The 22,942-nt window shown below is 38.1% G+C and carries 25 protein-coding genes; 22 read left to right on the forward strand and 3 right to left on the reverse strand.

What is annotated here, in order from left to right; translation table 11 throughout:
• Nucleotides 1-3 precede the first annotated feature (3 nt).
• The 3 genes from ACLTWA_RS16835 to ACLTWA_RS16845 are packed head-to-tail and all read left to right on the forward strand — an operon-like array spanning nt 4 to nt 3,494.
• Nucleotides 4-1,128, forward strand: coding sequence for a pentapeptide repeat-containing protein (locus ACLTWA_RS16835; protein WP_412329048.1), 1,125 nt, complete (start codon nt 4-6; stop codon nt 1,126-1,128).
• Nucleotides 1,129-1,146: 18 nt separating this feature from the next.
• The gene (locus ACLTWA_RS16840) at nt 1,147-3,048 is read left to right on the forward strand and encodes a hypothetical protein (protein ID WP_412329049.1); all 1,902 of its coding nucleotides are present in this window, start codon (nt 1,147-1,149) and stop codon (nt 3,046-3,048) included.
• Between the two features lie 11 nt (nt 3,049-3,059).
• A complete protein-coding gene (locus tag ACLTWA_RS16845) occupies nt 3,060-3,494 on the forward strand; it encodes an Imm6 family immunity protein (RefSeq protein WP_412329050.1) in 435 nt (144 codons plus the stop codon).
• Nucleotides 3,495-3,686: 192 nt separating this feature from the next.
• Here ACLTWA_RS16845 and ACLTWA_RS16850 read toward each other — a convergent pair whose 3' ends face one another.
• The gene (locus ACLTWA_RS16850; protein WP_412329051.1) at nt 3,687-3,962 is read right to left on the reverse strand and encodes a hypothetical protein; all 276 of its coding nucleotides are present in this window, start codon (nt 3,960-3,962) and stop codon (nt 3,687-3,689) included.
• A 906-nt stretch (nt 3,963-4,868) separates the two neighbouring features.
• Between ACLTWA_RS16850 and ACLTWA_RS16855 the strand changes: the two genes are divergently transcribed.
• The 3 genes from ACLTWA_RS16855 to ACLTWA_RS16865 all read left to right on the forward strand — a co-directional run bounded on the left by ACLTWA_RS16855 (nt 4,869) and on the right by ACLTWA_RS16865 (nt 7,117).
• Nucleotides 4,869-6,095 carry an IS110 family transposase gene (locus ACLTWA_RS16855; protein WP_412329052.1) on the forward strand — a complete coding sequence of 409 codons (1,227 nt, stop codon included), beginning with the start codon at nt 4,869-4,871 and terminating at the stop codon, nt 6,093-6,095.
• Nucleotides 6,096-6,335: 240 nt separating this feature from the next.
• Nucleotides 6,336-6,653, forward strand: coding sequence for a hypothetical protein (locus ACLTWA_RS16860; RefSeq protein WP_412329053.1), 318 nt, complete (start codon nt 6,336-6,338; stop codon nt 6,651-6,653).
• A gap of 11 nt (nt 6,654-6,664) precedes the next feature.
• Nucleotides 6,665-7,117 carry a hypothetical protein gene (locus tag ACLTWA_RS16865; RefSeq protein WP_412329054.1) on the forward strand — a complete coding sequence of 151 codons (453 nt, stop codon included), beginning with the start codon at nt 6,665-6,667 and terminating at the stop codon, nt 7,115-7,117.
• 158 nt (nt 7,118-7,275) lie between these two features.
• Here the strand turns inward: ACLTWA_RS16865 and ACLTWA_RS16870 are convergent, their stop codons facing one another.
• The gene (locus tag ACLTWA_RS16870) at nt 7,276-7,551 is read right to left on the reverse strand and encodes a hypothetical protein (protein ID WP_412329055.1); all 276 of its coding nucleotides are present in this window, start codon (nt 7,549-7,551) and stop codon (nt 7,276-7,278) included.
• Nucleotides 7,552-8,590: 1,039 nt separating this feature from the next.
• Here ACLTWA_RS16870 and ACLTWA_RS16875 point away from each other — a divergent pair.
• The 7 genes from ACLTWA_RS16875 (at nt 8,591) to ACLTWA_RS16905 (ending at nt 14,258) form a co-directional block, all read left to right on the forward strand.
• Nucleotides 8,591-9,814, forward strand: coding sequence for an IS110 family transposase (locus ACLTWA_RS16875; protein ID WP_412329056.1), 1,224 nt, complete (start codon nt 8,591-8,593; stop codon nt 9,812-9,814).
• A 315-nt stretch (nt 9,815-10,129) separates the two neighbouring features.
• Entirely contained in the window at nt 10,130-10,327 is a 198-nt protein-coding gene (locus ACLTWA_RS16880; RefSeq protein WP_277406243.1) for a hypothetical protein, read from the forward strand.
• Between the two features lie 31 nt (nt 10,328-10,358).
• Entirely contained in the window at nt 10,359-10,898 is a 540-nt protein-coding gene (locus tag ACLTWA_RS16885; protein ID WP_412329057.1) for a hypothetical protein, read from the forward strand.
• The gene (locus tag ACLTWA_RS16890; RefSeq protein ID WP_346919945.1) at nt 10,895-11,116 is read left to right on the forward strand and encodes a hypothetical protein; all 222 of its coding nucleotides are present in this window, start codon (nt 10,895-10,897) and stop codon (nt 11,114-11,116) included. Before ACLTWA_RS16885 ends, ACLTWA_RS16890 begins: the two co-directional genes overlap by 4 nt.
• 956 nt (nt 11,117-12,072) lie before the next feature.
• Complete coding sequence (locus ACLTWA_RS16895) at nt 12,073-13,299, forward strand: IS110 family transposase (RefSeq protein WP_412329058.1); 1,227 nt, start codon at nt 12,073-12,075, stop codon at nt 13,297-13,299.
• A gap of 191 nt (nt 13,300-13,490) precedes the next feature.
• Nucleotides 13,491-13,889, forward strand: a complete 399-nt coding sequence (locus ACLTWA_RS16900; protein WP_412329059.1) for a hypothetical protein — start codon at nt 13,491-13,493, stop codon at nt 13,887-13,889.
• An 18-nt stretch (nt 13,890-13,907) separates the two neighbouring features.
• On the forward strand, nt 13,908-14,258 hold the full coding sequence (locus ACLTWA_RS16905; RefSeq protein WP_412329060.1) for a hypothetical protein: 351 nt from the start codon (nt 13,908-13,910) through the stop codon (nt 14,256-14,258).
• A gap of 397 nt (nt 14,259-14,655) precedes the next feature.
• Here ACLTWA_RS16905 and ACLTWA_RS16910 read toward each other — a convergent pair whose 3' ends face one another.
• Nucleotides 14,656-14,931 carry a hypothetical protein gene (locus ACLTWA_RS16910; RefSeq protein WP_412329061.1) on the reverse strand — a complete coding sequence of 92 codons (276 nt, stop codon included), beginning with the start codon at nt 14,929-14,931 and terminating at the stop codon, nt 14,656-14,658.
• Nucleotides 14,932-15,970: 1,039 nt separating this feature from the next.
• Between ACLTWA_RS16910 and ACLTWA_RS16915 the strand changes: the two genes are divergently transcribed.
• The 9 genes from ACLTWA_RS16915 (at nt 15,971) to ACLTWA_RS16955 (ending at nt 22,929) form a co-directional block, all read left to right on the forward strand.
• Nucleotides 15,971-17,197 (forward strand): IS110 family transposase, encoded by a 1,227-nt coding sequence (locus ACLTWA_RS16915; RefSeq protein ID WP_412329062.1) that lies wholly within the window; start codon nt 15,971-15,973, stop codon nt 17,195-17,197.
• Nucleotides 17,198-17,357: 160 nt separating this feature from the next.
• Nucleotides 17,358-17,759, forward strand: coding sequence for an HNH endonuclease signature motif containing protein (locus ACLTWA_RS16920; RefSeq protein ID WP_412329063.1), 402 nt, complete (start codon nt 17,358-17,360; stop codon nt 17,757-17,759).
• A 13-nt stretch (nt 17,760-17,772) separates the two neighbouring features.
• Entirely contained in the window at nt 17,773-18,225 is a 453-nt protein-coding gene (locus ACLTWA_RS16925) for a YrhA family protein (RefSeq protein ID WP_412329064.1), read from the forward strand.
• Between the two features lie 733 nt (nt 18,226-18,958).
• Nucleotides 18,959-19,567: an IS110 family transposase gene (locus ACLTWA_RS16930; protein WP_412329065.1), complete on the forward strand. Its 609-nt coding sequence runs from the start codon at nt 18,959-18,961 to the stop codon at nt 19,565-19,567.
• Nucleotides 19,498-20,184: a transposase gene (locus tag ACLTWA_RS16935; RefSeq protein ID WP_412329066.1), complete on the forward strand. Its 687-nt coding sequence runs from the start codon at nt 19,498-19,500 to the stop codon at nt 20,182-20,184. Before ACLTWA_RS16930 ends, ACLTWA_RS16935 begins: the two co-directional genes overlap by 70 nt.
• A 186-nt stretch (nt 20,185-20,370) precedes the next feature.
• A complete protein-coding gene (locus ACLTWA_RS16940; protein ID WP_412329067.1) occupies nt 20,371-20,634 on the forward strand; it encodes a hypothetical protein in 264 nt (87 codons plus the stop codon).
• A 15-nt stretch (nt 20,635-20,649) separates the two neighbouring features.
• Nucleotides 20,650-21,087, forward strand: a complete 438-nt coding sequence (locus ACLTWA_RS16945; RefSeq protein WP_412329068.1) for a hypothetical protein — start codon at nt 20,650-20,652, stop codon at nt 21,085-21,087.
• Between the two features lie 229 nt (nt 21,088-21,316).
• Nucleotides 21,317-21,640, forward strand: a complete 324-nt coding sequence (locus ACLTWA_RS16950; protein WP_412329069.1) for a hypothetical protein — start codon at nt 21,317-21,319, stop codon at nt 21,638-21,640.
• A gap of 146 nt (nt 21,641-21,786) precedes the next feature.
• A complete protein-coding gene (locus ACLTWA_RS16955) occupies nt 21,787-22,929 on the forward strand; it encodes a hypothetical protein (RefSeq protein ID WP_412329070.1) in 1,143 nt (380 codons plus the stop codon).
• Nucleotides 22,930-22,942 lie beyond the last annotated feature (13 nt).

The following is a 22,942-nucleotide window of genomic DNA, read 5'->3' on the forward strand; positions in this document are numbered from 1 at the left end:
GATATGCGACAAGAAGTTTTGGAAAAGTTCTATGAACAGGATGTAATGCCTGCCCTGGCTCAAGCCTTAGAAAATCTGGAAACTGATTTTCAAAAAACAAAACAGGATATGAAACAGGAATTTATCGACTGTTTTAGAAAAATCTGTGTTACTGCTGAAAGGTCAAGAACCATATCTTCATCTAAGACAGGTTTCCTCTCCTTTCATGTACTCCGGACCCGGATACTTAATCATAATTATTCTTATCCGGCCATGAGCTATGACAAAGAATGGTATTTAAATAATGGTATTATGACCGGTGAACTGGATGTTTCCTATTATTACAACCATTATGAATCCCTTTGGAAACAGCTTACAAGGGAATCAAGGAAATACATACAGCAATTTTGCGAACCCGATATAGAAACAATTATGCTGAAACTGTTTGAACCCTTTCATGAATATGTGGTGGAACTGATGCGCTTTAGTCTTTTGGAAGCTCTGGAAACGGAAGAATATGAGGCCCTTAAGAAGGAAAGCCGATTTGAAATTCAATCTGGAGAATACTTTGAACCCGGTGATCTGATTCATATCGAGCAGATAGAAAAGAACAGATACGAAATTCTGAATACAATCATCCAGACCAATGATCAGTCCTGCTGTTTTCAGGATTATCGAAATCTGGATCTGGCAACTCTCACTTCTGAGGGAAAAGACTTTCGCTATACCGATTTCAGAAATTGCAACTTACAGGATATTAACTTCACCAACAGTCTTCTCATGGGAACAAAATTTAAAAACAGTTTTATGAGACATGCCAACCTTATGGTTTCCATGATCCATGATGCCCGGTTTGACCATGCAGACTTAACAGATGCAAATCTTCAGTACTGTGTCGCATTTACCGGAAAAAATCAGGCAAACGCATGGAAAAGTACTGGCTTTACCGGAGTCAGCTTTAAGAACAGTTGTCTGAATCAAGCAAACTTTACCGGTGCAACCATCCTTGGAGGAGACTTTGAAGGAGCGGATCTTACCGGAGCGGTATTTGATAAAGCGGTTTTAAACCGGAGCCGCTTTCAAAAAAAGCAGCTTAATCAATGCTTTTTTAGTCCGCAACAGCTTGAACAAATAGAAATCATACCTTAAAATAAAAGGAGGATTCCCTTGTTTGCCATTGGAGGCCTTATTAATAAAGCAAAAGCAATGATACCGAAAGTCGCTAACGTTGCCAAAAAGGCAGTCAGCACCGTATCAAAAAAAATAACTGCAATTAAAAACAGTGCCGTTGGAAAGGCAGTCGCTTCTATTCCAAGCAAAATAAATACCGCAAAAGCTAAGGCACAGGCAATCACCAAAAAAGTTGCGGCAGCTGTACCAAAGGCAGTGAATGCCATAAAAAAGACAAACAAAGCCATAGTCAGCAAAGCGGTCCAAAAGGGGGTACAGATCAATTCTGCCGTCCAAACAAAATTAAATGAGATCAATGAAAAGAATCAACGGATTTTAGATAAAGTAAAAGCAGAAGGGGATGTTGCCTTCTCCCGGACCATTAGGGGAGTTCTTACTGTCGGAGCATGTCCCACTCTCTATCCCATTGTATCCTCTTCTATTACTTTGGATTTTTTACTCCAGAGCCGAAAAGCCGTTCTGAAAGAATATCCATTTTTAGAATGGCCGCAAACAAAGCTTAAACAAGGACTTTCTTTTCTGGAAGAACATGCCCAAAAGGCAAATGATTTTATTGGTTCAAACGTCTATAACGCAAACATTCCAATAATTTCAGATTCTGTGGGTGCCTTTACCGGACAAAGAGACCCTGATGCCAAAAGCAATGTTTTTTCTGTTGCTGGATCCATTAATCGTGGCTTCTATATAAAAGGGGCGGTTGGAACCCTAGATGCACTTGCTCATGTTGCTGCCGACCCCTATGAGGCATTGGAAGGGCTTAACTCCATTGCTCTCAGTCCCGAAACTACTATTCCTATGATTGGTGATAAGGTTAAAAAATTTTTTGTTGATAAGGTTTGTAATGGCAGTGGTGATGAACGGGCAGAAGTTGCCGGACAGGTGGTATTTGAAATTGCCCAACTTTTTATAGGAACCGGACAAGTGAAGGCCGGGACGACGATTGCCAAGACAGGCAGTGAATTGTCAACCGGTATAAAGGCTGTAAAAGCAACCACAACAGCTGAAAAAGTATTTAGTGCAGGAAAATATCTGGAATCGCCTATGTTTAAAAACCTTGGGAAGGTTCTTGATTCGACCTTAACTAAAACTGCACAAAAAAGCGGAGACTTTCTTGATAATCTTCGATTTATGCTGAAAAACAAGAACGACCTAGTTCCCTCTTACGCTGGAATTGGCCAGGCTGATGATTTTATAGGCACTGGGAAAATGCTGCAAGATGGATATACCAATCTGAAATCAATGTTTAAAAAAGCTGAACCACCTGGCGGATCTGGCGTCAACATAAAATCTGGGGTGGCAAGTGAGAATTTAGGGGATGAGGCTGGTAAGATTGTTAAGGGGGTTAATGAGGGGTCGGGTAAGTTAGTTCAGGCGAGTACTGAAGACCTGGCAACTTTGCGAAACAAATGGAACGTTCCTGAGACTGATACGATTGCCATTGGAAAAACCGATATTAAGGGATTTGAGGATGCTATATTTGAGGGAGGGTCACCGAAGGTAAGAAAAGAGGCAGGTTTGCCATCTCTAGATATTGAAATGCCGGATCGCAAGATAAGAGCACCATATAAAAATAATCTATTTATTAATCATGCGGAAGAAGGTGTTATAAATCAATTTGATTCTTCAATTCAAAAACTTGGGCTTGATCCTAAAAATGTTGAAGGAACAGTTTCCATTCTCCAATCAAATCCTAAAGGGGTATGTAATAAGTGTACAGCTGGCTTACTTGAAGGAGGAACCGATAAAAGTGGTATAATAAAGCAGATCAGTGAGAAATATCCTAATGTTATATTTGAAATCTCATCAGAAACAGTTGATGGAGTAATCCCGAATGGCTTAACAAATTTCAAAGTAATAAATGGAAAAATTATAGATTAAAGGAGAAGTTTATGCTTGAATTTAAAGATTGTAATAAGGATGAGCAGATTACAGTATTATTAAGTTTGGCAGAAAAGTTATATCCATATTTTAGTAAAGATGAATATAAATTGTTGGCAAAACATATCACAAGAACTTGTCGAGAGTGGGAAAAAGATAAAATAATTTCGCCGGATGAACTATACAAATTTATTGATAGTGGAGGAGATGAAGATATTTCAGTTATCCAGGAAGAGAGTGAGGGTTATGACATAGAACTATGGGATTGTTATATTTATATTATTGCATATGTATGTAAAATAGCCTATGAATACGATAATCAAGTTTATGTCCCACAAATAATCGAGAGTGTTGATGATTCTTGCTATGAAATAATCAAGGAGATTTGCCAAAATATTGAGATATTGCCCTCAGGTATCTACAATAATATTAGTATAAGGAAATAAGAATATTTTAGCTTTGAATACATAAAAGGACTATTGTAATGTTACACAAATAATATATTCCCATAGAAGCTTTTACCAGAACACAACAAGAGAGAGGTTTAGGCTTTGGGAAAACAAAAAAAATGATATTAGACAAGTTGATAGTTATGCAAGGACGGAACGGTTATTAAGGTTCTGTCCTTGTATGTATTATTATAATCTGTCAATATATTTTAACAGTTTCATGCCATCCATAAACCCATGCTGATACAGAAAAGCTTCTTCTAAAGCAAGATGGCTTATAAGTGAGTCAATGTAATTTTCAAGCAGTTTCTTCTCTTTGTCAGGTAAAGTTTCAATGAAAATCTCAGCCTGTAGAATTTGCTCATCTTCCTTCTTAGATTTGTTAGGCTGATTTTTGTGGAATATATCAATTAGCATGTTGATTCGTTCCTGAATAAACATATCTAGTAATTCTCGTTCGGTCATAATGCTTCCCTCCTTTGAGAACATACGATACCAAAACAGTGTCAGAAAATCGATACCAGAAACTACTAAAAATAGATGCTTTGAATTGGGTAAATAGATCAAATGAATTCACGAAATGCTTATTGTCGTAATTTACTGGTTATAGATTTAAAGGAGTCGCTCATGACCCCGTAACTTTTTCGGGTAAATGGGATTTATGTGTAAGTGTAACCCCGGTTCCGACCCTAATGCCCTCAATCCGACCCCGATGAAAAGGTTCTTTCAGTCCGCATTGCGGGCTGATGTAACACGAGCCGGGGAGGTTTTTGACCCCGGCTCTTTAACCTGCATCATTTTCGACCCCATGGTTCACCTCTGTTTTAGAGCTTGGAATGAGCTGAGATTATCCGTTACCGGATTTTAAAATTGGCTGCAGATGTGGGACCTAGAGCATTGCGGAAACTGGCATATATGTTCCACCATCGGTTTTAATGGTCACACAGGGGCTATATTTTGCGACACAGGGCTAACAGAGAATGCGACATCAAATCTGCGCTGCCATTGCTTTAAAGATATCTGCCTACCCCCATGATTCATGGTGAACCATGGGATTTACAGGAAATTGGTTCTATGGTAAAATGGGGCTGCCGGGGGTTACAGGGGGTAAAATCCCCCTTTCTGTAGCTCCCTTTTCCGTTCTTTTTTCTGCCGTTTCTTCTCCTGAAATTAAATCCAGAAATGACTTGCAATCCATTCCATACAGAGTTAACATCAACAACCAATAAAAGAAATAACTTGTCCTTTCACCCATTGGTTTGTTGTAGATAGGCTGTCGCCCCCTTGCGGACTCATAAAGAGTTAACGCTGTCATCTGAGGTTGCCGGTACGGGAACTGATCGGTTGGAAACAAGATCAGGAGGGAGAGAATTGCAGAAAAGAGAAAATCTGCTTTACGTGGGGATTGACCTGCATAAGGAAACACATACCGCAGTTATGGTAAACTGCTGGAATGAAAAGTTAGAGGTTGTTGTCATTGAAAACAAGCCCAGTGAATTTAAGAAGTTGGCAGAAAAGGTGAACAGAAAATCCAGTATTCTTGGACTGGACCCTATTTATGGATTGGAAAACGCTTACGGCTATGGAAGAAGTTTAGCTGTCTGGCTGATTGAAAATGATTACATAGTAAAAGATATCAATCCTGCACTGGCTTATGACCAGAGAAAAAGCGCACCCATGCTCCGAAAAAATGATGAGCATGATGCGTATTGTGTGGCAACGGTACTCATTAACCAGTTGCATACCTTGCCAGATGCAAAGCCAAAAGATAACGAATGGACACTGGCACAATTGGTAAATCGGAGAGATTTACTGGTGAAAGACGGTATCCGGTTTAAGAACGGCCTCCATGAGCAGATATCCATGGCATATCCCAGTTACAGTAAGTTCTTCAGTGAAATAGACGGGAAATGTGCCATGTATTTCTGGAAGACCTACCCGTCCCCTGTCCATTTGCAAGAAAAAACAGTAGAAGAACTAACGATGGAATTCAAAGAAATGTCTCCGATCATCAGAAAAGATAAAGCAGAGTTGATTCTGGACTGCGTTCATAATGATGGAAATACCTTTCGGGAATATCAGGAATCCAGAGATTTTATAACAATAAGTCTTGTAAGAGACTTGGAACATCAAAAAGAAGAATTAGCAGGGCTTGATAAAGAAATCGAGAAGATCCTGCTTAGCTTCGATTATAAACTGACCAGTATGCCGGGGATTGGAACTTCTATTGCCAGTAAGCTGATTGCAGAAATCGGAGATATCCGAAGATTTTCCAATGCTGATAAGCTGGCAAGATTCGCAGGAGTGGCTCCTGTAAAGTTCAGTTCCGCCGGAAAAGGCAAGGAACAAAGCTCCAGACAGGGAAACCGCCAGTTGCATGGACTGTTTTATTTTCTGGCGGTAACCATGGTGTCCAAGCCAAAGAATGGAGCGCCTAATCACCGCGTATTTTACGACTATTACATACGGAAAATCGGTGAAGGAAAGACAAAATCTCAGGCACTGGTCTGCATCATGCGTCGATTGGTGAACATTGTGTACGGAATGATGAAAAATAAGACGGAATATCGGGAACCGATTCCAGAAGAAGAACAGTAATTTTTCTATTTAAATACAGCACAAAGACGTGCTATAATTTTTTTAATTGAATAAAGATTTTTACCCTTTGTCGGATATCTCAGTACTCCACCTGAGGGTTCGGGTAAGGTTACAAAGCCTAGTGACTTACCTAATTCAAGCGCCAAGCCAAAAGGAAATTATGCACCAAATGATACGCCTGGATATATTAGGCAAAATGAGTCGGCAGATTTACTTTCTCAAAATGGTTATAAAGTTGAAATGCTAGACGAAGTACCAGGTGGTAATGGTTATGGTGTTAAAGAAACGTCTAATCCAGATCTTCTTATCGAAAATAAAGTGTATGATTCTTATGCTCCAAAAGCTGAAACAAGTACGAAAACAATTGTCAGAGAATTGTCAGGTAAAACTAAAAATCAAGCACCTAATATAGTACTGAACTTAGATGATTATGCCGGAAACGTTGATGAATTGATAACTGTGATTAAGCAAAAGGCAACTCCTAGTGGAGATCTAAAAAGACTAGAAGATTTGAAAATTATTAAAGATGGAAAAATTACTAATATTTTTACTGATTAAGGAGATATACTATGGAGTTTGAATTGTTGTTATTTAGTAAGAAAACTCAAAAAGATTATGCTTATTACTTAATGCAAATTTTAGAAAAATTAAACATTCACTTCAAATCTATTGAAGACCAAGATTCTATTAATTTATGTCTTGACTGTATGACTATATCGGTAGATTTAGAAGAAGAGGTCGGGCTAGAGGTAATTGAAGATGATTTTAACTTTGTTGCAGATACAAGTGCACGAATTCAAGTGTTTAGTCAGTTTAGAGATTATGCTTTAGAGATACTTTTTAAAACTATAAATGAAATTATTAAGAATACAGATTATAATTTACTCTTAATTGGAAATGGATCAAACTTGATTTTGGAGAGAAAAAATAATAATTACTATACGTCATATCTTGATGATTACTACTATTTTAAGATTCCTTTTGATATACTTGGAGTTAAAATTGAAGAGCTAAAAAGGTAAAGGTCATAATTAGTTTAGTGGCATAAGCCTCGTAGCCAATCGGCCAGCAAGTGAACTGCCCCCAACAGTTTAATTTAGTAACTTTTGGGGGCAGTTCAATAATAAAGTGTGTTCTTGAGGTTAAAATACCGGGAACTAATGCAAGAAAAATGGTCCACTTATAATTTATTAATATATTTCAGAATCTTCATTCCATCGATGATCCCATGCTGATATAGAAAAGCTTCTTCTAAAGCAAGTTGACATATAAGAGAGTTAATGTAATTTTCAACCAGTTTCTTCTCTTTGTCAGGTAAAGTTTCGATGAAAATCTCAGCCTGTAGAATTTGCTTATCTTCCTTCTTAGATTTGTTAAGCTGATTTTTGTGGAAAATATCAATTAGCATGTTGATTCGTTCCTGAATAAACATATCCAGCAATTCTTGTTCGGTCATAATGCTTTCCTCCTTTGAAAACATACGATACCGAAACAGTGTAAGAAAGTCGATACCCAAAACGACTAAAAACAGATGCTTTGAATTGGGCAAATAGATCAAATAAATTCACGGAATGCTTATTGTCTTGATTCACTGGTTATGGTTTTAATGGAGTCGTTCATGACCCCGTAATTTTTTCGTATAAATGGGATTTACGTGCAAGTGTAACCCCTGTTACGACCCCAATGCCCATCAATACGACCCCGATGAAAAGGTTCTCTTAGTCCGCATTGCGGGCTGATGCAAGCCGAGCCGGGGAAGTTTTTGACCCCGGCTCTTTAACCTGCATCATTTTCGACCCCATGGTTCACCTTTATTTTAGGGCGAGAAATGAACGGAAATTTTATGTAACCAGATTTTAAAATTGGTTGCATATGTGCGACTTAATGTGTCGCCAAGACTGGCATATGTGCGACATTTTTCTGATAAAGCAACAGGAAGATGAACAGTAGGTAGCGGTAATCCGAACATTTATCAGATAAAAAGAAAACGCATTTCTTTTCAAATATGCCCAACAAGGCTTGGTTAGGCTTGAATGGCATACATGTTCCACCATTGGTTTTAAAGGTCACACAGGCGCGATATTTTGCGACACAGGGCTAACTGAGAATGGGACATCAAATCTGCGTTGCCATTGGTTTGTGATACCTGCCTACCCCATGGTTCATGGTGAACCATGGGATTTACAGGAAATTGGTTCTATGGTAAAATGGGGCTGCCGGGGGTTACAGGGGGTAAAATCCCCCTTTCTGTAGCTCCCTTTTCCGTTCTTTTTTCTGCCGTTTCTTCTCCTGAAATTAAATCCAGAAATGACTTGCAATCCATTCCATACAGAGTTAACATCAACAACCAATAAAAGAAATAACTTGTCCTTTCACCCATTGGTTTGTTGTAGATAGGCTGTCGAACCCTTGCGAACTCATTAGAGTTAACGCTGTCATCTGAGGTTGCCGGTACGGGGACTGATTGGTTGGAAACAAGATCAGGAGGGGGAGAATTGCAGAAAAGAGAAAATCTGCTATATGTAGGGATTGACCTGCATAAAACCCATACCGCAGTGATGGTTAACTGCTGGAATGAAAAGTTAGAGGTAGTTGTGATAGAAAACAAGCCCAGTGAATTTAAGAAGCTGGCAGAAAAGGTGAACAGAAAATCCAGTATTCTTGGACTTGAACCCATTTACGGATTGGAGAATGCATACGGCTACGGCAGAAGCTTAGCTGTCTGGCTGATTGAAAATGGTTATATTGTAAAAGACATTAATCCGGCTCTGGCTTATGACCAGAGAAAAAGCGCACCCATGTACCGAAAAAATGATGAGTATGATGCGTATTGTGTGGCAACGGTTCTGATTAACCAGTTACATACATTGCCGGATGCAAAGCCAAAAGATAATGAGTGGACACTGGCGCAACTGGTGAATCGAAGAGATTTATTGGTGAAAGACGGTATCCGTTTTAAAAATGGACTCCATGAGCAGATTTCTATGGCATATCCCAGTTACAGTAAATTTTTCAGCGAAATAGACGGCAAATGTGCCATGTATTTCTGGAAAACCTACCCGTCCCCTGTCCATTTGCAGGAAAAGACGGCAGAAGATCTAACAATCGAATTTAAGGAAATATCCCGCATTGCGAGAAGAGACAAAGCAGAGTTGATTCTGGATTGTGTTCAGAATGATGGAAGTACCATACGTGAATATCAGGAATCCAGAGATTTTATCACAACAAGTCTGGTACGGGACTTGGAACATCAAAAAGAAGAATTGGCAGGGCTTGATAAAGAAATTGAGAAAATCCTGCTTAGTTTTGATTATAAACTGACCAGTATGCCAGGAATAGGAACTTCTATTGCCAGTAAGCTGATTGCAGAAATAGGAGATATCCGAAGATTTGCCAATGCAGACAAGCTGGCAAGATTCGCAGGAGTAGCACCTGTAAAGTTCAGTTCTGCTGGAAAAGGGAAGGAACAAAGCTCCAGACAGGGAAACCGTCAGTTGCATGGACTATTTTATTTTCTGGCGGTAACCATGGTGTCCAGACCCAAGAACGGAGCACCCAATCATCCTGCTTTTTATGACTATTATATGCGAAAAATTGGCGAAGGTAAGACAAAATCCCAGGCACTGGTCTGCATCATGCGCCGTTTGGTGAACATAGTGTACGGAATGATGAAAAATAAGACAGAATACCGAGAACCATTGCCAGAAAAAGAACAGTAATTTTTCTATTTAAAAACAGCACAAAGACGTGCTATAATTTTTTTTAGTGAATAAAGATTTTTACTGTTTGTCGGATATGTCAGTATTCCACCTGAGGGTTCGGGTGATGATGTTGTAACATACCGGAGAGTTCAAGGTGGTGAAGGTACTACTCCAAATCAGTCAAGCCAGCCACGAGTTAAAGTTAATGAAAATGGTTCCGTTAGTATACAAGATAAAAAAGCGGATCTAAATGTTAGTATAGATAATGGGGAACACTCTAAATACTTTAACGAAGTTAAGAGGGGAGGCACCGGTGAAATAGTAGAATTTGATATGCCAAAATGGTTTGATGATTTTCTGAAAGAAAATACAATACCACAAAACAACTATACTAAAAATCCTCTAAATCAAGGTGGTACTGCTCCAAAACTTGTCGATCCCAATATGCCTGGTAATGCATTTGAACTTCCGACACCATGGACAGAGTGGATTGAGGAATATGCAAAGAATGCTAGGGTAAAATCACCATAGATTTAGTATAAATTATAGGAGGGAAAGGGTTATGTTATTTGAACCAGATGGTATAACTAAAATAATAATAGGAACTAGAATAAATAATGACTTCAACTGGTATATAACGGATAAAGATTTGTGGTTTATGGACTATGAAAAATTACATAACGATTATAAGAAAAAATTTGAAAATCTGAAAATTCCTTACAATATGGATAATCACGAGGATCAGAATGAACGGAAAGGATTGCCCATTTTAAACGAAATTTCGATTCATGAATTAAAGCCAAGAATTGATAAGTACAAAGTAACAGTAGGTGAGTTGAGGGAATTATTAAAAATGCACTTATCATTTAATAGCAAAGAAGATATTTATTATTGCTTTATTCCCGCCCTGTATTTAGATTTTGATAAGAAAAAGTTATATTCTCTTTACATGGAATACGAATCCTTTGAAACTTATTTAGCCAAAGGGTGGAGTGGAAAATACGAAGATTTTCTTAGTAAAATAGAATTAAAAGAAAAATATTGGTATGATGAAAACGGAATACCTATTTTAGATTATAGTAAAGGAGTATCTAATGCATGAGCGATAATAAATTAAGCATTATATCAGAGAAGTTTGAAAATGAAAAAACAGGAGAACCAGTCGAAGGTATTACAATTATAATTGATGGAAAATTAAAAGATATGTTTGATATTATAATTGAAAAAGAGGGCATTTATAGTGACTATAAAGAAGTTACGCGCGATGTACTTTTTTCTGGTATAAATAATTATGTAGAGAAGTATAAAAGTGAAAAATAATTCTCCGCCAAACAGGTAAAAATACCTTAGAAGAAAATAATAGTGAACCCTTGAAGATTTGTGAAATTAAATCAATTAGGTTTATGGACTTCCTGTTTTCCTGATTAATTGGAACTATTTTACTGGAGTCGTTCATAACCCCATAACTCTTTCGAATAAATGGGCATTCCGTGCAAGTGCGACCTCGGTTACGACCCCAATGCCTGGAATCCGACCCCGATGAAAAAGTCCTTTCAGTCCGCACTGCGGGCTGATGTAAGCGGAGCCGGGGAGTTTTTGACCCCGGCTCTTTAACCTGCTCTATTTTCGACCCGGTAATTATGGATTAAAGTTTGCCTGTGGACAGGTCATATGCAATGGAGTGATCCAGTGGCTTTTGGAAGAAAATATACCAGGAAGGCAGTTGTGTTGCAGGCTGCTACTGTCAAATCGCCTTACATTGGGTTTTAATCATGGAGATGGTTACTTGTGCGATCTGAGCCCTTCCAAGGGCACACAGGGGCAACACGAGCGGACAATGGAGGATTAAAAAGGGTGTCCAGTAGCAACTGTGGATTAAGTGAATAACGCTTCTCAAGCTTTGTCAAAAAGTGTTATAAAAAAGTAAGAAAAAGTTTACCAATGCAGGGGTGAACCCTTCTTCTCAAAAAAAATTACTTATGGTAAACTGGGCTGGAGGGGGGCTACGGGGGGAGAAATGCTCTTGCTGTAGTCCTTCTTTTTCTCTTTTTTCTGTCCTTTTCCACTTCAAGAAAATAAAATCAGAAATGACTTGCAATCCATTCGATAGAGAGTTAACATCAACAACCAATAAAAGAAATAACTTGTTTTTTCACCCATTGGTTTGTTGTGGATAGGCTGTCGAACCCTTGCGGACTCATTTTGAGTTAACGCTGTCATCTGAGGTTGCCGGTACGGGAACTGACTGGTTGGAAACAAGAGCAGGAGGGAGAGAATTGCAGAGAAGAGAAAATCTACTTTATGTGGGGATTGATCTTCATAAAGAGACTCATACCGCAGTAATGGTAAACTGTTGGAATGAAAAATTAGAGGTAGTTGTCATCGAAAACAAACCCAGTGAATTTAAAAAGCTGGCAGAAAAGGTAAACAGAAAATCCCGTAGCCTTGGGCTGAATCCCATTTATGGATTAGAGAATGCTTACGGCTATGGAAGAAGTTTGGCTGTATGGCTGATTGAGAACGATTATACAGTGAAGGACATCAATCCTGCCCTGGCTTATGATCAGAGAAAAAGTGCGCCTATGTTCCGTAAAAATGACGAGTGGGATGCATACTGTGTAGCAACGGTTCTGATTAATCAGCTGCATACTTTGCCTGACGCAAAGCCCAAAGATAACGAATGGACACTGTCACAATTGGTAAACCAGAGAGAGCTGTTAGTAAAAGACGGAATCCGCTTTAAAAACGGACTTCATGAGCAGATATCTATGGTATACCCCAGCTACCATAAGTTTTTCAGTGAAATCGATGGGAAATGTGCCATGTATTTCTGGAGGACTTATCCTTCCCCAATGCATTTAGAGGGGATAACAGCAGAAGAATTAACCGCTGAATTTAAAGAAATAGCCCGTATTACAAAGAGAGATAGAGCAGAACTCATTCTGGACTGTGTTCAGAATGATGGAAACACCATACGGGAATACCAGGAATTCAGAGATTTTATCACAAGGAGTCTGGTAAGAAATTTAGAGCATCAGAAAGAAGAACTGGCAGGAGTTGATGAAGAAATAGAAAAAATCCTGCACACGTTTGATTATAAACTGACCAGTATGCCGGGAATTGGAATAACGGTAGCCAGTAAACTGATTGCAGAAATCGGTGATATCCGAAGGTTTTCCAATGCAGATAAGTTAGCGAGATTTGCAGGAGTAGCACCAGTCAAGTTCAGTTCTGCCGGAAAAGGCAAGGAGCAGAGTTCTAGACAGGGGAACCGTCAGCTGCATGGACTGTTTTACTTTCTGGCAGTGACCATGGTTTCTGTACCTAAGAACGGAACACCCAATCATCCAGTATTTCACAGTTACTATATGCGGAAAATCAGTGAGGGAAAGACAAAATCTCAGGCACTTGTCTGTATTATGCGCAGACTGGTGAACATTGTGTACGGAATGATGAAAAATAAGACAGAATACCGTGAGCCGGTATTGGAAGAAGAACAGTAACTTTTGATTCAAAATAGCACGGAGACGTGCTATACTTTTTTTAATGAAATATAGAATTTTCACTTCCTTCCGTATATCTCAGTACTCCACCTGAGGGTTCGGGGGGAGCAGAAGGTATCCTAAAACAAAGAACAAAAGGATTGGATTTAGAAGCTCATCCTAGTAGTATGAAGCAATTAGGATCCAAGAAAATGAACGAATTAAAGAAGAAAATTGATTCTCGAACAATAACAAAAGATGAATATACACAGTATGTGTGGAATAAAAAAATGAAGGAAATTAGAACAACAGCTGTAAATGATTTTTGGGATATGGAAGTTGTTCGCATATCTGAGGGCACTCCAACAAGGCCCTGGAGTGAAAGCCAAATGGCTGAGATAATGTCTGGTAAAAAGCCTACATTTAATGGAAAAGCATTACAAGGACATCATAGTTATAGTGTTTCTAAATACCCACACTTGGCAGGAAGTCATGAAATTATATGGCCTGCGACCTTTAAAGAACATCTTAATGGCTGGCATGGTGGTAATTGGCGGACTAGTTTGCCAGGGAAACCAATTGTAGAAATTGATGATTTAATAGTAAAATAAAGGAGAAATTAACCCAATATGCAGTATGCAATAATACAAATTACTATTTTGGATAAAGAAAATATTGTAAAATACATATCACTAATTCGAGGTTTCACGAAAGAACCTATAGGAGAAATAAAAGACAATGCATTAAAGGGAAAGGCAATTATTGAGTGCCAATATTCAAAAAAACCAAAAGAATTAGAACAAGTATATAAAGTGATAAAAGAGCTAAGAGACAAAGGGGCAAAAATTAGAATAGTTCAAAAGCTTTTTGGTAAAATGGAAAGAGAGATTGATATAGAAATTGTTGAAAACCTCATACAAAGAAATATAGATACTAGTGAGGAAGTAAAAAGAATTATAGATTCAGAAGTTGGAGAGTAATAGTCAAAGGACAATAAGGAGGTGCAGTGGTATTTTTTAACCCAAGAACACAGCAATTTATTTATTGCACCGTTCTTGGGTGTTCTAATGTTTTTTGAAAGTCACACTGCTCATCAATCTAAGAACCCCTGTTGATAAAGATATAGTTCTTCCAAAGCAAATTGATTGGTAGATTGTAAAATTTTCTAGCACTGCCAATTTAACAGAGCAAATAGCAGAAGGTACTATTATAAAAACATCTGTTGACAGAAACGCCACTTTTGCAAGAATACTATATAAAAAAATTTAATGTTGGCTCAAAGGTTAACTGTTCGATCATTGACATTTAAAATTATTTATTAACCCAAAACACAGCAAGAATAAAATATGTTGTGTTTTGGGTTTAAATAATCAGAAATTACAATTTATCAATATATTTGAGAACCTTTATTCCATCAATAAAACCATTCTGATACAGAAAAGCTTCTTCTAAAGCAAGTTGGTTTATAAGGGAGTTAATGTAATTTTCTACCAGTTTTTTCTCTTTGTCAGGTAAAGTTTCAATGAAAATCTCAACTTGTAGAATTTGCTCAACTTCCTTCTTAGATTTGTCAGCCTGATTTTTGTAGAATATATCAATTAGCATGTTGATTCGTTCCTGAATAAACATATCCAGTAATTCCTGAGCGGTCATAATGCTTCCCTCCTTTGAGAATATACGATACCGGAACAGTGTCAGAATGTCGATACCAGAAACTACTAAAAACAGATGCGTTGAATTGGGCAAATAGATTAAACGAATTCACGGAATGCTTATTGTCTCGATTTACTAGTTATGGTTTAAAAGGAGTCGTTCATGACCCCGTAACTTTTTCATATAAATGGGATTTACGCACAAGTGTAACCCCGATCACGACCCTAAAGCAAGGAATCCGACCCCGTTGAAAAATTCTTTCAGTCCGCATTGCGGGCTGATGTAATTCGAGCCGGGGAAGCCTTTGACCCCGGCTCTTTATCCTGCATCATTTTCGACCCCATGGTTCAACCCTATTTTTGGGGCAAAATAAGGCGAGAATTTTCAAGTTCAGGAATTTACAAATGGTTGCGAATTTGCGACTTGGGAATATGAAAAACTGGTCTATATGCGACATTTTTCTGAAAAAACAACCGGATGACGAACAGGAGGTAAAGCAATCCAAACAGTTATCAGGTGCAACGGGAAATACCTTTGTTTTTCAAATTTGCCCAACGAGGTGTCTTAATGTCTGAATGGCATATATTGTCCTGCCATGGGTTTTAAAGTTTACACAGGGGCAATATTTTGCGACACAGGGCAAACTGAAAGTGGTCTATTGATTCTGTTCCACCAGAAATTTAGGCAGATCATCCACCCTATGGTTCATGGTGAACCATGGGATTTACAGGAAATTGGTTCTATGGTAAAATTGGGCTGCCGGGGGTTACAGGGGGTAAAAACACTTCTTCTGTAGCTCCCTTTTCTGTTCTTTTTTCTGCCGTTCCTTCTCCCGAAAATAAATCCAGAAATGACTTGCAATCCATTCCATACAGAGTTAACATCAACAACCAATAAAAGAAATAACTTGTCCTTTCACCCATTGGTTTGTTGTAGATAGGCTGTCGCCCCCTTGCGGACTCATAAAGAGTTAACGCTGTCATCTGAGGTTGCCGGTACGGGAACTGATCGGTTGGAAACAAGATCTGGAGGGAGAGTATTGCAGAAAAGAGAAAATCTGCTTTATGTGGGGATTGATCTGCATAAGGAAAGTCATACTGCAGTGATGGTGAACTGCTGGAATGAGAAGTTAGAGGTTGTCGTCATAGAAAACAAGCCCAGTGAATTTAAAAAGCTGGCAGAAAAGGTAAACAGAAAATCCAATCATCTTGGGCTTGACCCCATTTACGGATTGGAGAATGCATACGGCTACGGCAGAAGTTTAGCTGTCTGGCTGATTGAAAAAGGTTACATTGTAAAAGACATTAATCCAGCTCTGGCTTATGATCAGAGAAAAAGTGCACCTATGCTTAGAAAAAATGATGAGCATGATGCTTATTGTGTGGCAACGGTTCTGATTAACCAGTTACATACCTTGCCAGATGCAAAGCCAAAAGATAATGAATGGACGTTGTCACAACTGGTAAATCGTAGAGATTTATTGGTGAAAGACGGCATCCGTTTTAAGAACGGACTCCATGAACAGATATCCATGGCATATCCTAGCTACAGTAAGTTCTTCAGTGAGATAGACGGAAAATGTGCCATGTATTTCTGGAAAAGCTATCCATCTCCTGTTCATTTGCAGGGAAAGACAGCAGAAGACCTAACAATCGAATTTAAGGGAATATCCCGTATTGCCAAGAAAGATAAAGCAGAGTTGATTCTGGACTGTGTTCAGAATGATGGAAATACCTTTCGGGAATATCAGGAATCCAGAGATTTTATCACAACAAGTCTAGTACGGGACTTGGAACATCAGAAAGAAGAATTAGCGGGGCTTGATCAAGAAATCGAAAAAATCCTGCTTAGTTTTGATTATAAACTGACCAGTATGCCAGGAATTGGAACATCCATAGCCAGTAAACTGATTGCAGAAATCGGAGATATCCGAAGATTTCCCAATGCTGATAAGCTGGCAAGATTTGCAGGAGTTGCTCCTGTAAAGTTCAGTTCTGCCGGAAAAGGAAAGGAACAAAGCTCAAGACAAGGAAACCGCCAGCTACATGGACTTTTTTATTTTCTGGCGGTAACAATGGTTTCGAAACCAAAGAACGGAGTACCCAATCATCCAGTATTTTATGACTATTACATGCGAAAAATCAGCGAAGGAAAGACAAAGTCTCAAGCATTGGTCTGCATCATGCGCCGTTTGGTAAACATTGTGTACGGAATGATGAAAAATAAGACAGAATATCGGGAACCGATTCGAGAAGAAGAACAGTAATTTTTTCTTAAAAATAGCACAAAGATGTGCTATACTTTTTTTAATTGAATAAAGATTCTTACCGTTCGTCGGATATCTCAGTACTCCACCTGAGGGGACGGGGGCTATTGGTAAAGGTGGCTCAGAGGCGAAATTTACAGGAAAGTTGCGTGGAGAAGATGTGACATTAAAAGATGTAACCGTACAGGATATCTCATCTGTTAAGCGAAATACGGTTGAATTGCAGACTCTTCGAAATGAATTTAATACAACAACTCGTAAAGCTTTTCTAGAAGATCTAGGGAAAAATACTGATTATTTAAAAAATACCGGATTTTCAGATATAGATGTATTAAAAATTCAAAATGGTAGAGTACCAGATGGTTGGCAAGTTCATCATAAATTGCCATTAGATGATAGCGGTACTAATACATTTGATAATCTAGTACTTATACAAAATGAGCCTTATCATAAAGTAATAACCAATTATCAAAATAGTATCACAAGGCAAATGGGAGTTGGTGAAGTACAAACAGTACAATGGCCACTGCCAAATGGAAATATATACCCAGCACAACATTAGGAGGATATAAATAATGTGGCAGGATAAATTAAATGAAATAGTTAAAGAAAAGCAAATATATAAAGAGAAAATAAATGTAGGTGCCCTTGAGGATGAAATACAATTATTCAAACGGTACGTGATTAAAGAACTTAATGTTAATTTACCAGTCGAATATTTAAATATATTGAAAACAGTAAATGGCATAGAGTTTAATGGTTTTATATTTTATGGTATTGATGAATCTATATTACAAAGAATACCAAATCAAAAAATTAATGGATTAGTAGAAAATAATAAAATATGGCTTGAAAACGAATGGTTACAAAAATACATCTTTTTAGGTGAAAGTAATATTAGCTGGTACGTATACCATAATGAAAATAAAAAATATTATGAATTGGATAATCCATCAGGGAGAGAGATTGAAGAATTTAGTTGCCTTGAAAACTTATTGGAAAAATTATTGAGTGATTCATTGCTATAAGATTATTATTAAAACATGGTAAAATTTAATATGGTGTACCTACGCAGACACCTTAAAATCCTTGAACTTGGCTGATTTAAGGCTTGTTACAGCCACCTAATGGGTGACTTTATCCTTTTTGACAGCAACCTAATAAATAAGAAAAATTTTAGCTTAAATCCTTAGGCAATCGGCATTGCCGCCTGCTGTAAACTGGCACGAGCACCGTAAGGTGCAACGGGAAATACCTTTGTTTTTCAAGTTTGCCCAACGAGGTGTTTTATTGCCTGAATGGCATATATTGTCCTGCCATGGGTTTTAAAGTTTACACAGGGGCAATATTTTGCGACACAGGGCAAACTGAAAGTGGTCTATTGATTCTGTTCCACCAGAAATTTAGGCAGATCATCCACCCTATGGTTCATGGTGAACCATGGGATTTACAGGAAATTGGTTCTATGGTAAAATTGGGCTGCCGGGGGTTACAGGGGGTAAAAACACTTCTTCTGTAGCTCCCTTTTCTGTTCTTTTTTCTGCCGTTCCTTCTCCCGAAAATAAATCCAGAAATGACTTGCAATCCATTCCATACAGAGTTAACATCAACAACCAATAAAAGAAATAACTTGTCCTTTCACCCATTGGTTTGTTGTAGATAGGCTGTCGAACCCTTGCGAACTCATTAGAGTTAACGCTGTCATCTGAGGTTGCCGGTACGGGGACTGATTGGTTGGAAACAAGATCAGGAGGGAGAGAATTGCAGAAAAGAGAAAATCTGCTATATGTAGGGATTGACCTGCATAAGGAAACTCATACCGCAGTGATAGTAAACTGCTGGAATGAAAAGTTAGAGGTTATTGTGATAGAAAACAAGCCCAGTGAATTTAAGAAACTGGCGGAAAAGGTGAGCAGAAAGTCCAGTATTCTTGGACTTGAACCCATTTATGGGTTAGAAAATGCATACGGCTACGGCAGAAGTTTAGCTGTCTGGCTGATTGAAAATGATTATATTGTAAAAGACATTAATCCGGCTCTGGCTTATGACCAGAGAAAAAGTGCACCCATGTACCGAAAAAATGATGAGCATGATGCGTATTGTGTGGCAACGGTTCTGATTAATCAGTTACATACTTTGCCTGATGCAAAGCCGAAAGATAACGAATGGACACTGGCGCAACTGGTAAATCGAAGAGATTTATTGGTGAAAAATGATATCCGTTTTAAGAACGGACTCCATGAGCAGATATCCATGGCATATTCCAGTTACAGTAAGTTTTTCAGCGAGATAGACGGGAAATGTGCCATGTATTTCTGGAAAACCTACCCGTCCCCTGTCCATTTGCGGAAAAGACGGCAGAAGATCTAACAATCGAATTTAAGGAAATATCCCGCAGTACGAGAAGAGACAAAGCAGAGTTGATTTTGGATTGTGTTTACAATGATGGAAATACCATACGTGAATATCAGGAATCCAGAGACTTTATCACAACAAGTTTTGTAAGAGACTTGGAACATCAGAAAGAAGCATTGGCAGGGCTTGATAAAGAAATCGAGAAAATCCTGCTTAGTTTTGATTATAAACTGACCAGTATGCCTGGAATTGGAACTTCTATAGCCAGTAAGCTGATTGCAGAAATCGGAGATATCCGAAGATTTTCCAATGCTGATAAGCTGGCAAGATTCGCAGGAGTGGCTCCTGTAAAGTTCAGTTCCGCCGGAAAAGGTAAGGAACAAAGCTCCAGACAGGGAAACCGCCAGTTGCACGGACTGTTTTATTTCCTGGCAGTAACCATGGTATCCCGACCAAAGAACGGAGTACCTAATCATCCGGTATTTTATGACTATTATATGCGGAAAATCGGTGAAGGTAAGACAAAGTCTCAGGCACTGATCTGCATCATGCGCCGTTTGGTGAACATAGTGTACGGAATGATGAAAAATAAGACAGAATACCGAGAACCATTGCCAGAAAAAGAACAGTAATTTTTCTATTTAAAAACAGCACAAAGACGTGCTATAATTTTTTTTAGTGAATAAAGATTTTTACTGTTTGTCGGATATGTCAGTATTCCACCTGAGGGTTCGGGTGATAAAGTTTATATACCTAGAGATGCCGATGGTAATCCTATAGCTTTAGCAAAACAAAAAGTTAATGGACAGGATATTCCTTTGCCAGATCCAAATGCACAAGACCCTCATACGGTATTAGGCGGAAAGATGAGTTCTAAAACTGGATTACCATATAGACAATCTGCTACATTTCCGGAAGGGGCATGGCCGACTGCAAATGGAAAGAATGTTCCTTGGAGTGAGGCACATTGGGGAGATCATGGAAAGCCGTATCATCATTCAAATCCACATCAGCATATATTTGATTACAGCCCAGAAAAAGGTGGCTGGTATCGACAGAAACCAACTGATTTTTATCATTAAACGTGAGGTGTTTATATGGATTTTACACTAGATATTTTATTATTGGAAAATGAACTTTATAAATTAAATATTAAAGAATTTTTGTTTGAATGTGGAGGAGAAAAGTTTTCACAAGATCCTCCTATTTTTAAGGATGATACTGGTTTAGAATTTAAAGAAATACAAGATTTGGATTATTATACAAGGTGTTATAAAAAATATATTGAGAATGATATAAATATTAACCAATACATATCCTTAACTTTGTGCGGAGATTATATATCTTATTTAAAATTTTTAATTAATAAAAAAATTTCAAATGCAAATGCCGATATTATTTTAAAGTTTCTAGAAAAGTTATTTGAGTTAAACACTTTTGCGGTTTTTCTTATACGAGACGAGGAAGAAATAGATAGTAGATATAGGATAAAAATGAAAGATGAGCTTTTGAATGTTTTTTGCAATTGCATATGAATTAAAAGAGAGCCCATTTAATGAATCCGGGAAGAATGAATCCACATGGGGGGGGGAGTTTCAGATGTGGGTTTATAATAATTCCGTATGTATTTTTTCAGTGGATGATGAAATACGTGAATATGAATGCGATTTAAGTTTTATTGTTGAGTGATTATGCAAAAATAAAAACCACATTCTTGAAGAAAGCCCATTTCCATTACCTTGTGAAGGTGATAATGCGATAGAATTGTACAATAATAGTGGGGATTTTGATTCAGATGATGATAATGAATTTAATTCGTGGTATGAAAAAAGACAAGTCTGGTATTTTAATCATTCATGGTATTCCAACAATGGTGGGTCATATCTAGCAGATGTGTTTTTTAGACGAGTTAATAATACTATTGAAATAGCATGGGACAACACAGAATTATATAACAATATAAAGTATGTTAATTCCAAAGGAGTATGTTATATTCCAGTTGAATTGTTTCAAATTGTAGTTGATGGATTCATAGAAAGTTACATGATCGAAATATCTAAAAGCGAGAAAACAAAAAAAGGAAAATAGACTGTCGACCCCTTGCGAACTCGTCTCCCTTTCAAACAAAATCAAATGAGATCAACGCAAAAAATCAACGAATTTTAGATAAAGTAAAAGCAGAAGGGGATGTTTCCTTCTCCCGGACCATTAGGGGAATCCTTACTGTCGGAGCATTGCCCGGATCTTATCCCATTGTATCCTCTTCCGTTGCTTTGGATTTTTTACTCCAGAGCCGAAAAGCGGTTCTGAAAGAATATCCATTTTTAGAATGGCCGCAAACAAAGCTTAAACAAGGACTTTCTTTTCTGGAAGAACATGCCCAAAAGGCAAATGATTTTATTGGTTCAACCGTCTACAACGCGAACATTCCAATAATTTCGGATACTGTAGGCGCATTTACCGGACAAAGAGATCCTGATGCCAAAAGCAATGCTTATTCTGTTGCTGGATCCATCTATCGTGGCTTCTATATAAAAGGGGCGGTTGGCACCGTAGATGCACTTGCTCATGTTACTGCCGACCCCTATGAGGCATTGGAAGGGCTTAATTCCATTGCTCTCAGCCCCGAAACGACTCTTCCTCTGATATGTAATGAGGTTAAGAATTTTTTTGTTGATAAGGTTTGTAATGGCAGTGGTGATGAACGGGCAGAAGTTGCCGGACAGGTGGTATTTGAAATTGCCCAACTTTTTATAGGAACCGGACAAGTGAAGGCCGGGACGACGATTGCCAAGACAGGCAGTGAATTGTCAACCGGTATAAAGGCTGTAAAAGCAACCACAACAGCTGAAAAAGTATTTAGTGCAGGAAAATATCTGGAATCGCCTATGTTTAAAAACCTTGGGAAGGTTCTTGATTCGACCTTAACTAAAACTGCACAAAAAAGCGGAGACTTTCTTGATAATCTTCGATTTATGCTGAAAAACAAGAACGACCTAGTTCCCTCTTACGCTGGAATTGGCCAGGCTGATGATTTTATAGGCACTGGGAAAATGCTGCAAGATGGATATACCAATCTGAAATCAATGTTTAAAAAAGCTGAACCACCTGGCGGATCTGGCGTCAACATAAAATCTGGGGTGGCAAGTGAGAATTTAGGGGATAAGACTGGTAAGGTTGTTAATGGGGTTAATGAGGGGGGACAAGCCAGTCTTGATAAAATTACAATTATAAATAAAAAGTTCTCAGGACAAACATTTGAATTATCAGGTGATTTGGCTAAAAAGTATCCGAGTGGTGTTAAGTTTACTAATGAAGGGTTTCCAGATTTTAGCCCTTATAGTACAAAATCAGTTGAAATTCGAAACCTTCAGTGAGATGCTTATTATG

Origin of the sequence: Lacrimispora sp. (assembly GCF_046972725.1) — a bacterium.
Lineage (GTDB): Bacteria > Bacillota > Clostridia > Lachnospirales > Lachnospiraceae > Lacrimispora.

What these genes read in the sequence shown, in the direction of transcription:
- ACLTWA_RS16835 (WP_412329048.1), top strand. Translation starts at nt 4, where the DNA reads ATGCGACAAGAAGTTTTGGAAAAGTTCTATGAACAGGATGTAATGCCT.
- ACLTWA_RS16845 (WP_412329050.1), top strand. Translation starts at nt 3,060, where the DNA reads ATGCTTGAATTTAAAGATTGTAATAAGGATGAGCAGATTACAGTATTA.
- ACLTWA_RS16850 (WP_412329051.1), bottom strand. Translation starts at nt 3,962, where the DNA reads ATGACCGAACGAGAATTACTAGATATGTTTATTCAGGAACGAATCAAC.
- ACLTWA_RS16860 (WP_412329053.1), top strand. Translation starts at nt 6,336, where the DNA reads ATGCTAGACGAAGTACCAGGTGGTAATGGTTATGGTGTTAAAGAAACG.
- ACLTWA_RS16865 (WP_412329054.1), top strand. Translation starts at nt 6,665, where the DNA reads ATGGAGTTTGAATTGTTGTTATTTAGTAAGAAAACTCAAAAAGATTAT.
- ACLTWA_RS16870 (WP_412329055.1), bottom strand. Translation starts at nt 7,551, where the DNA reads ATGACCGAACAAGAATTGCTGGATATGTTTATTCAGGAACGAATCAAC.
- ACLTWA_RS16880 (WP_277406243.1), top strand. Translation starts at nt 10,130, where the DNA reads ATGCCAAAATGGTTTGATGATTTTCTGAAAGAAAATACAATACCACAA.
- ACLTWA_RS16885 (WP_412329057.1), top strand. Translation starts at nt 10,359, where the DNA reads ATGTTATTTGAACCAGATGGTATAACTAAAATAATAATAGGAACTAGA.
- ACLTWA_RS16890 (WP_346919945.1), top strand. Translation starts at nt 10,895, where the DNA reads ATGAGCGATAATAAATTAAGCATTATATCAGAGAAGTTTGAAAATGAA.
- ACLTWA_RS16900 (WP_412329059.1), top strand. Translation starts at nt 13,491, where the DNA reads ATGAACGAATTAAAGAAGAAAATTGATTCTCGAACAATAACAAAAGAT.
- ACLTWA_RS16905 (WP_412329060.1), top strand. Translation starts at nt 13,908, where the DNA reads ATGCAGTATGCAATAATACAAATTACTATTTTGGATAAAGAAAATATT.
- ACLTWA_RS16910 (WP_412329061.1), bottom strand. Translation starts at nt 14,931, where the DNA reads ATGACCGCTCAGGAATTACTGGATATGTTTATTCAGGAACGAATCAAC.
- ACLTWA_RS16925 (WP_412329064.1), top strand. Translation starts at nt 17,773, where the DNA reads ATGTGGCAGGATAAATTAAATGAAATAGTTAAAGAAAAGCAAATATAT.
- ACLTWA_RS16935 (WP_412329066.1), top strand. Translation starts at nt 19,498, where the DNA reads ATGTGCCATGTATTTCTGGAAAACCTACCCGTCCCCTGTCCATTTGCG.
- ACLTWA_RS16945 (WP_412329068.1), top strand. Translation starts at nt 20,650, where the DNA reads ATGGATTTTACACTAGATATTTTATTATTGGAAAATGAACTTTATAAA.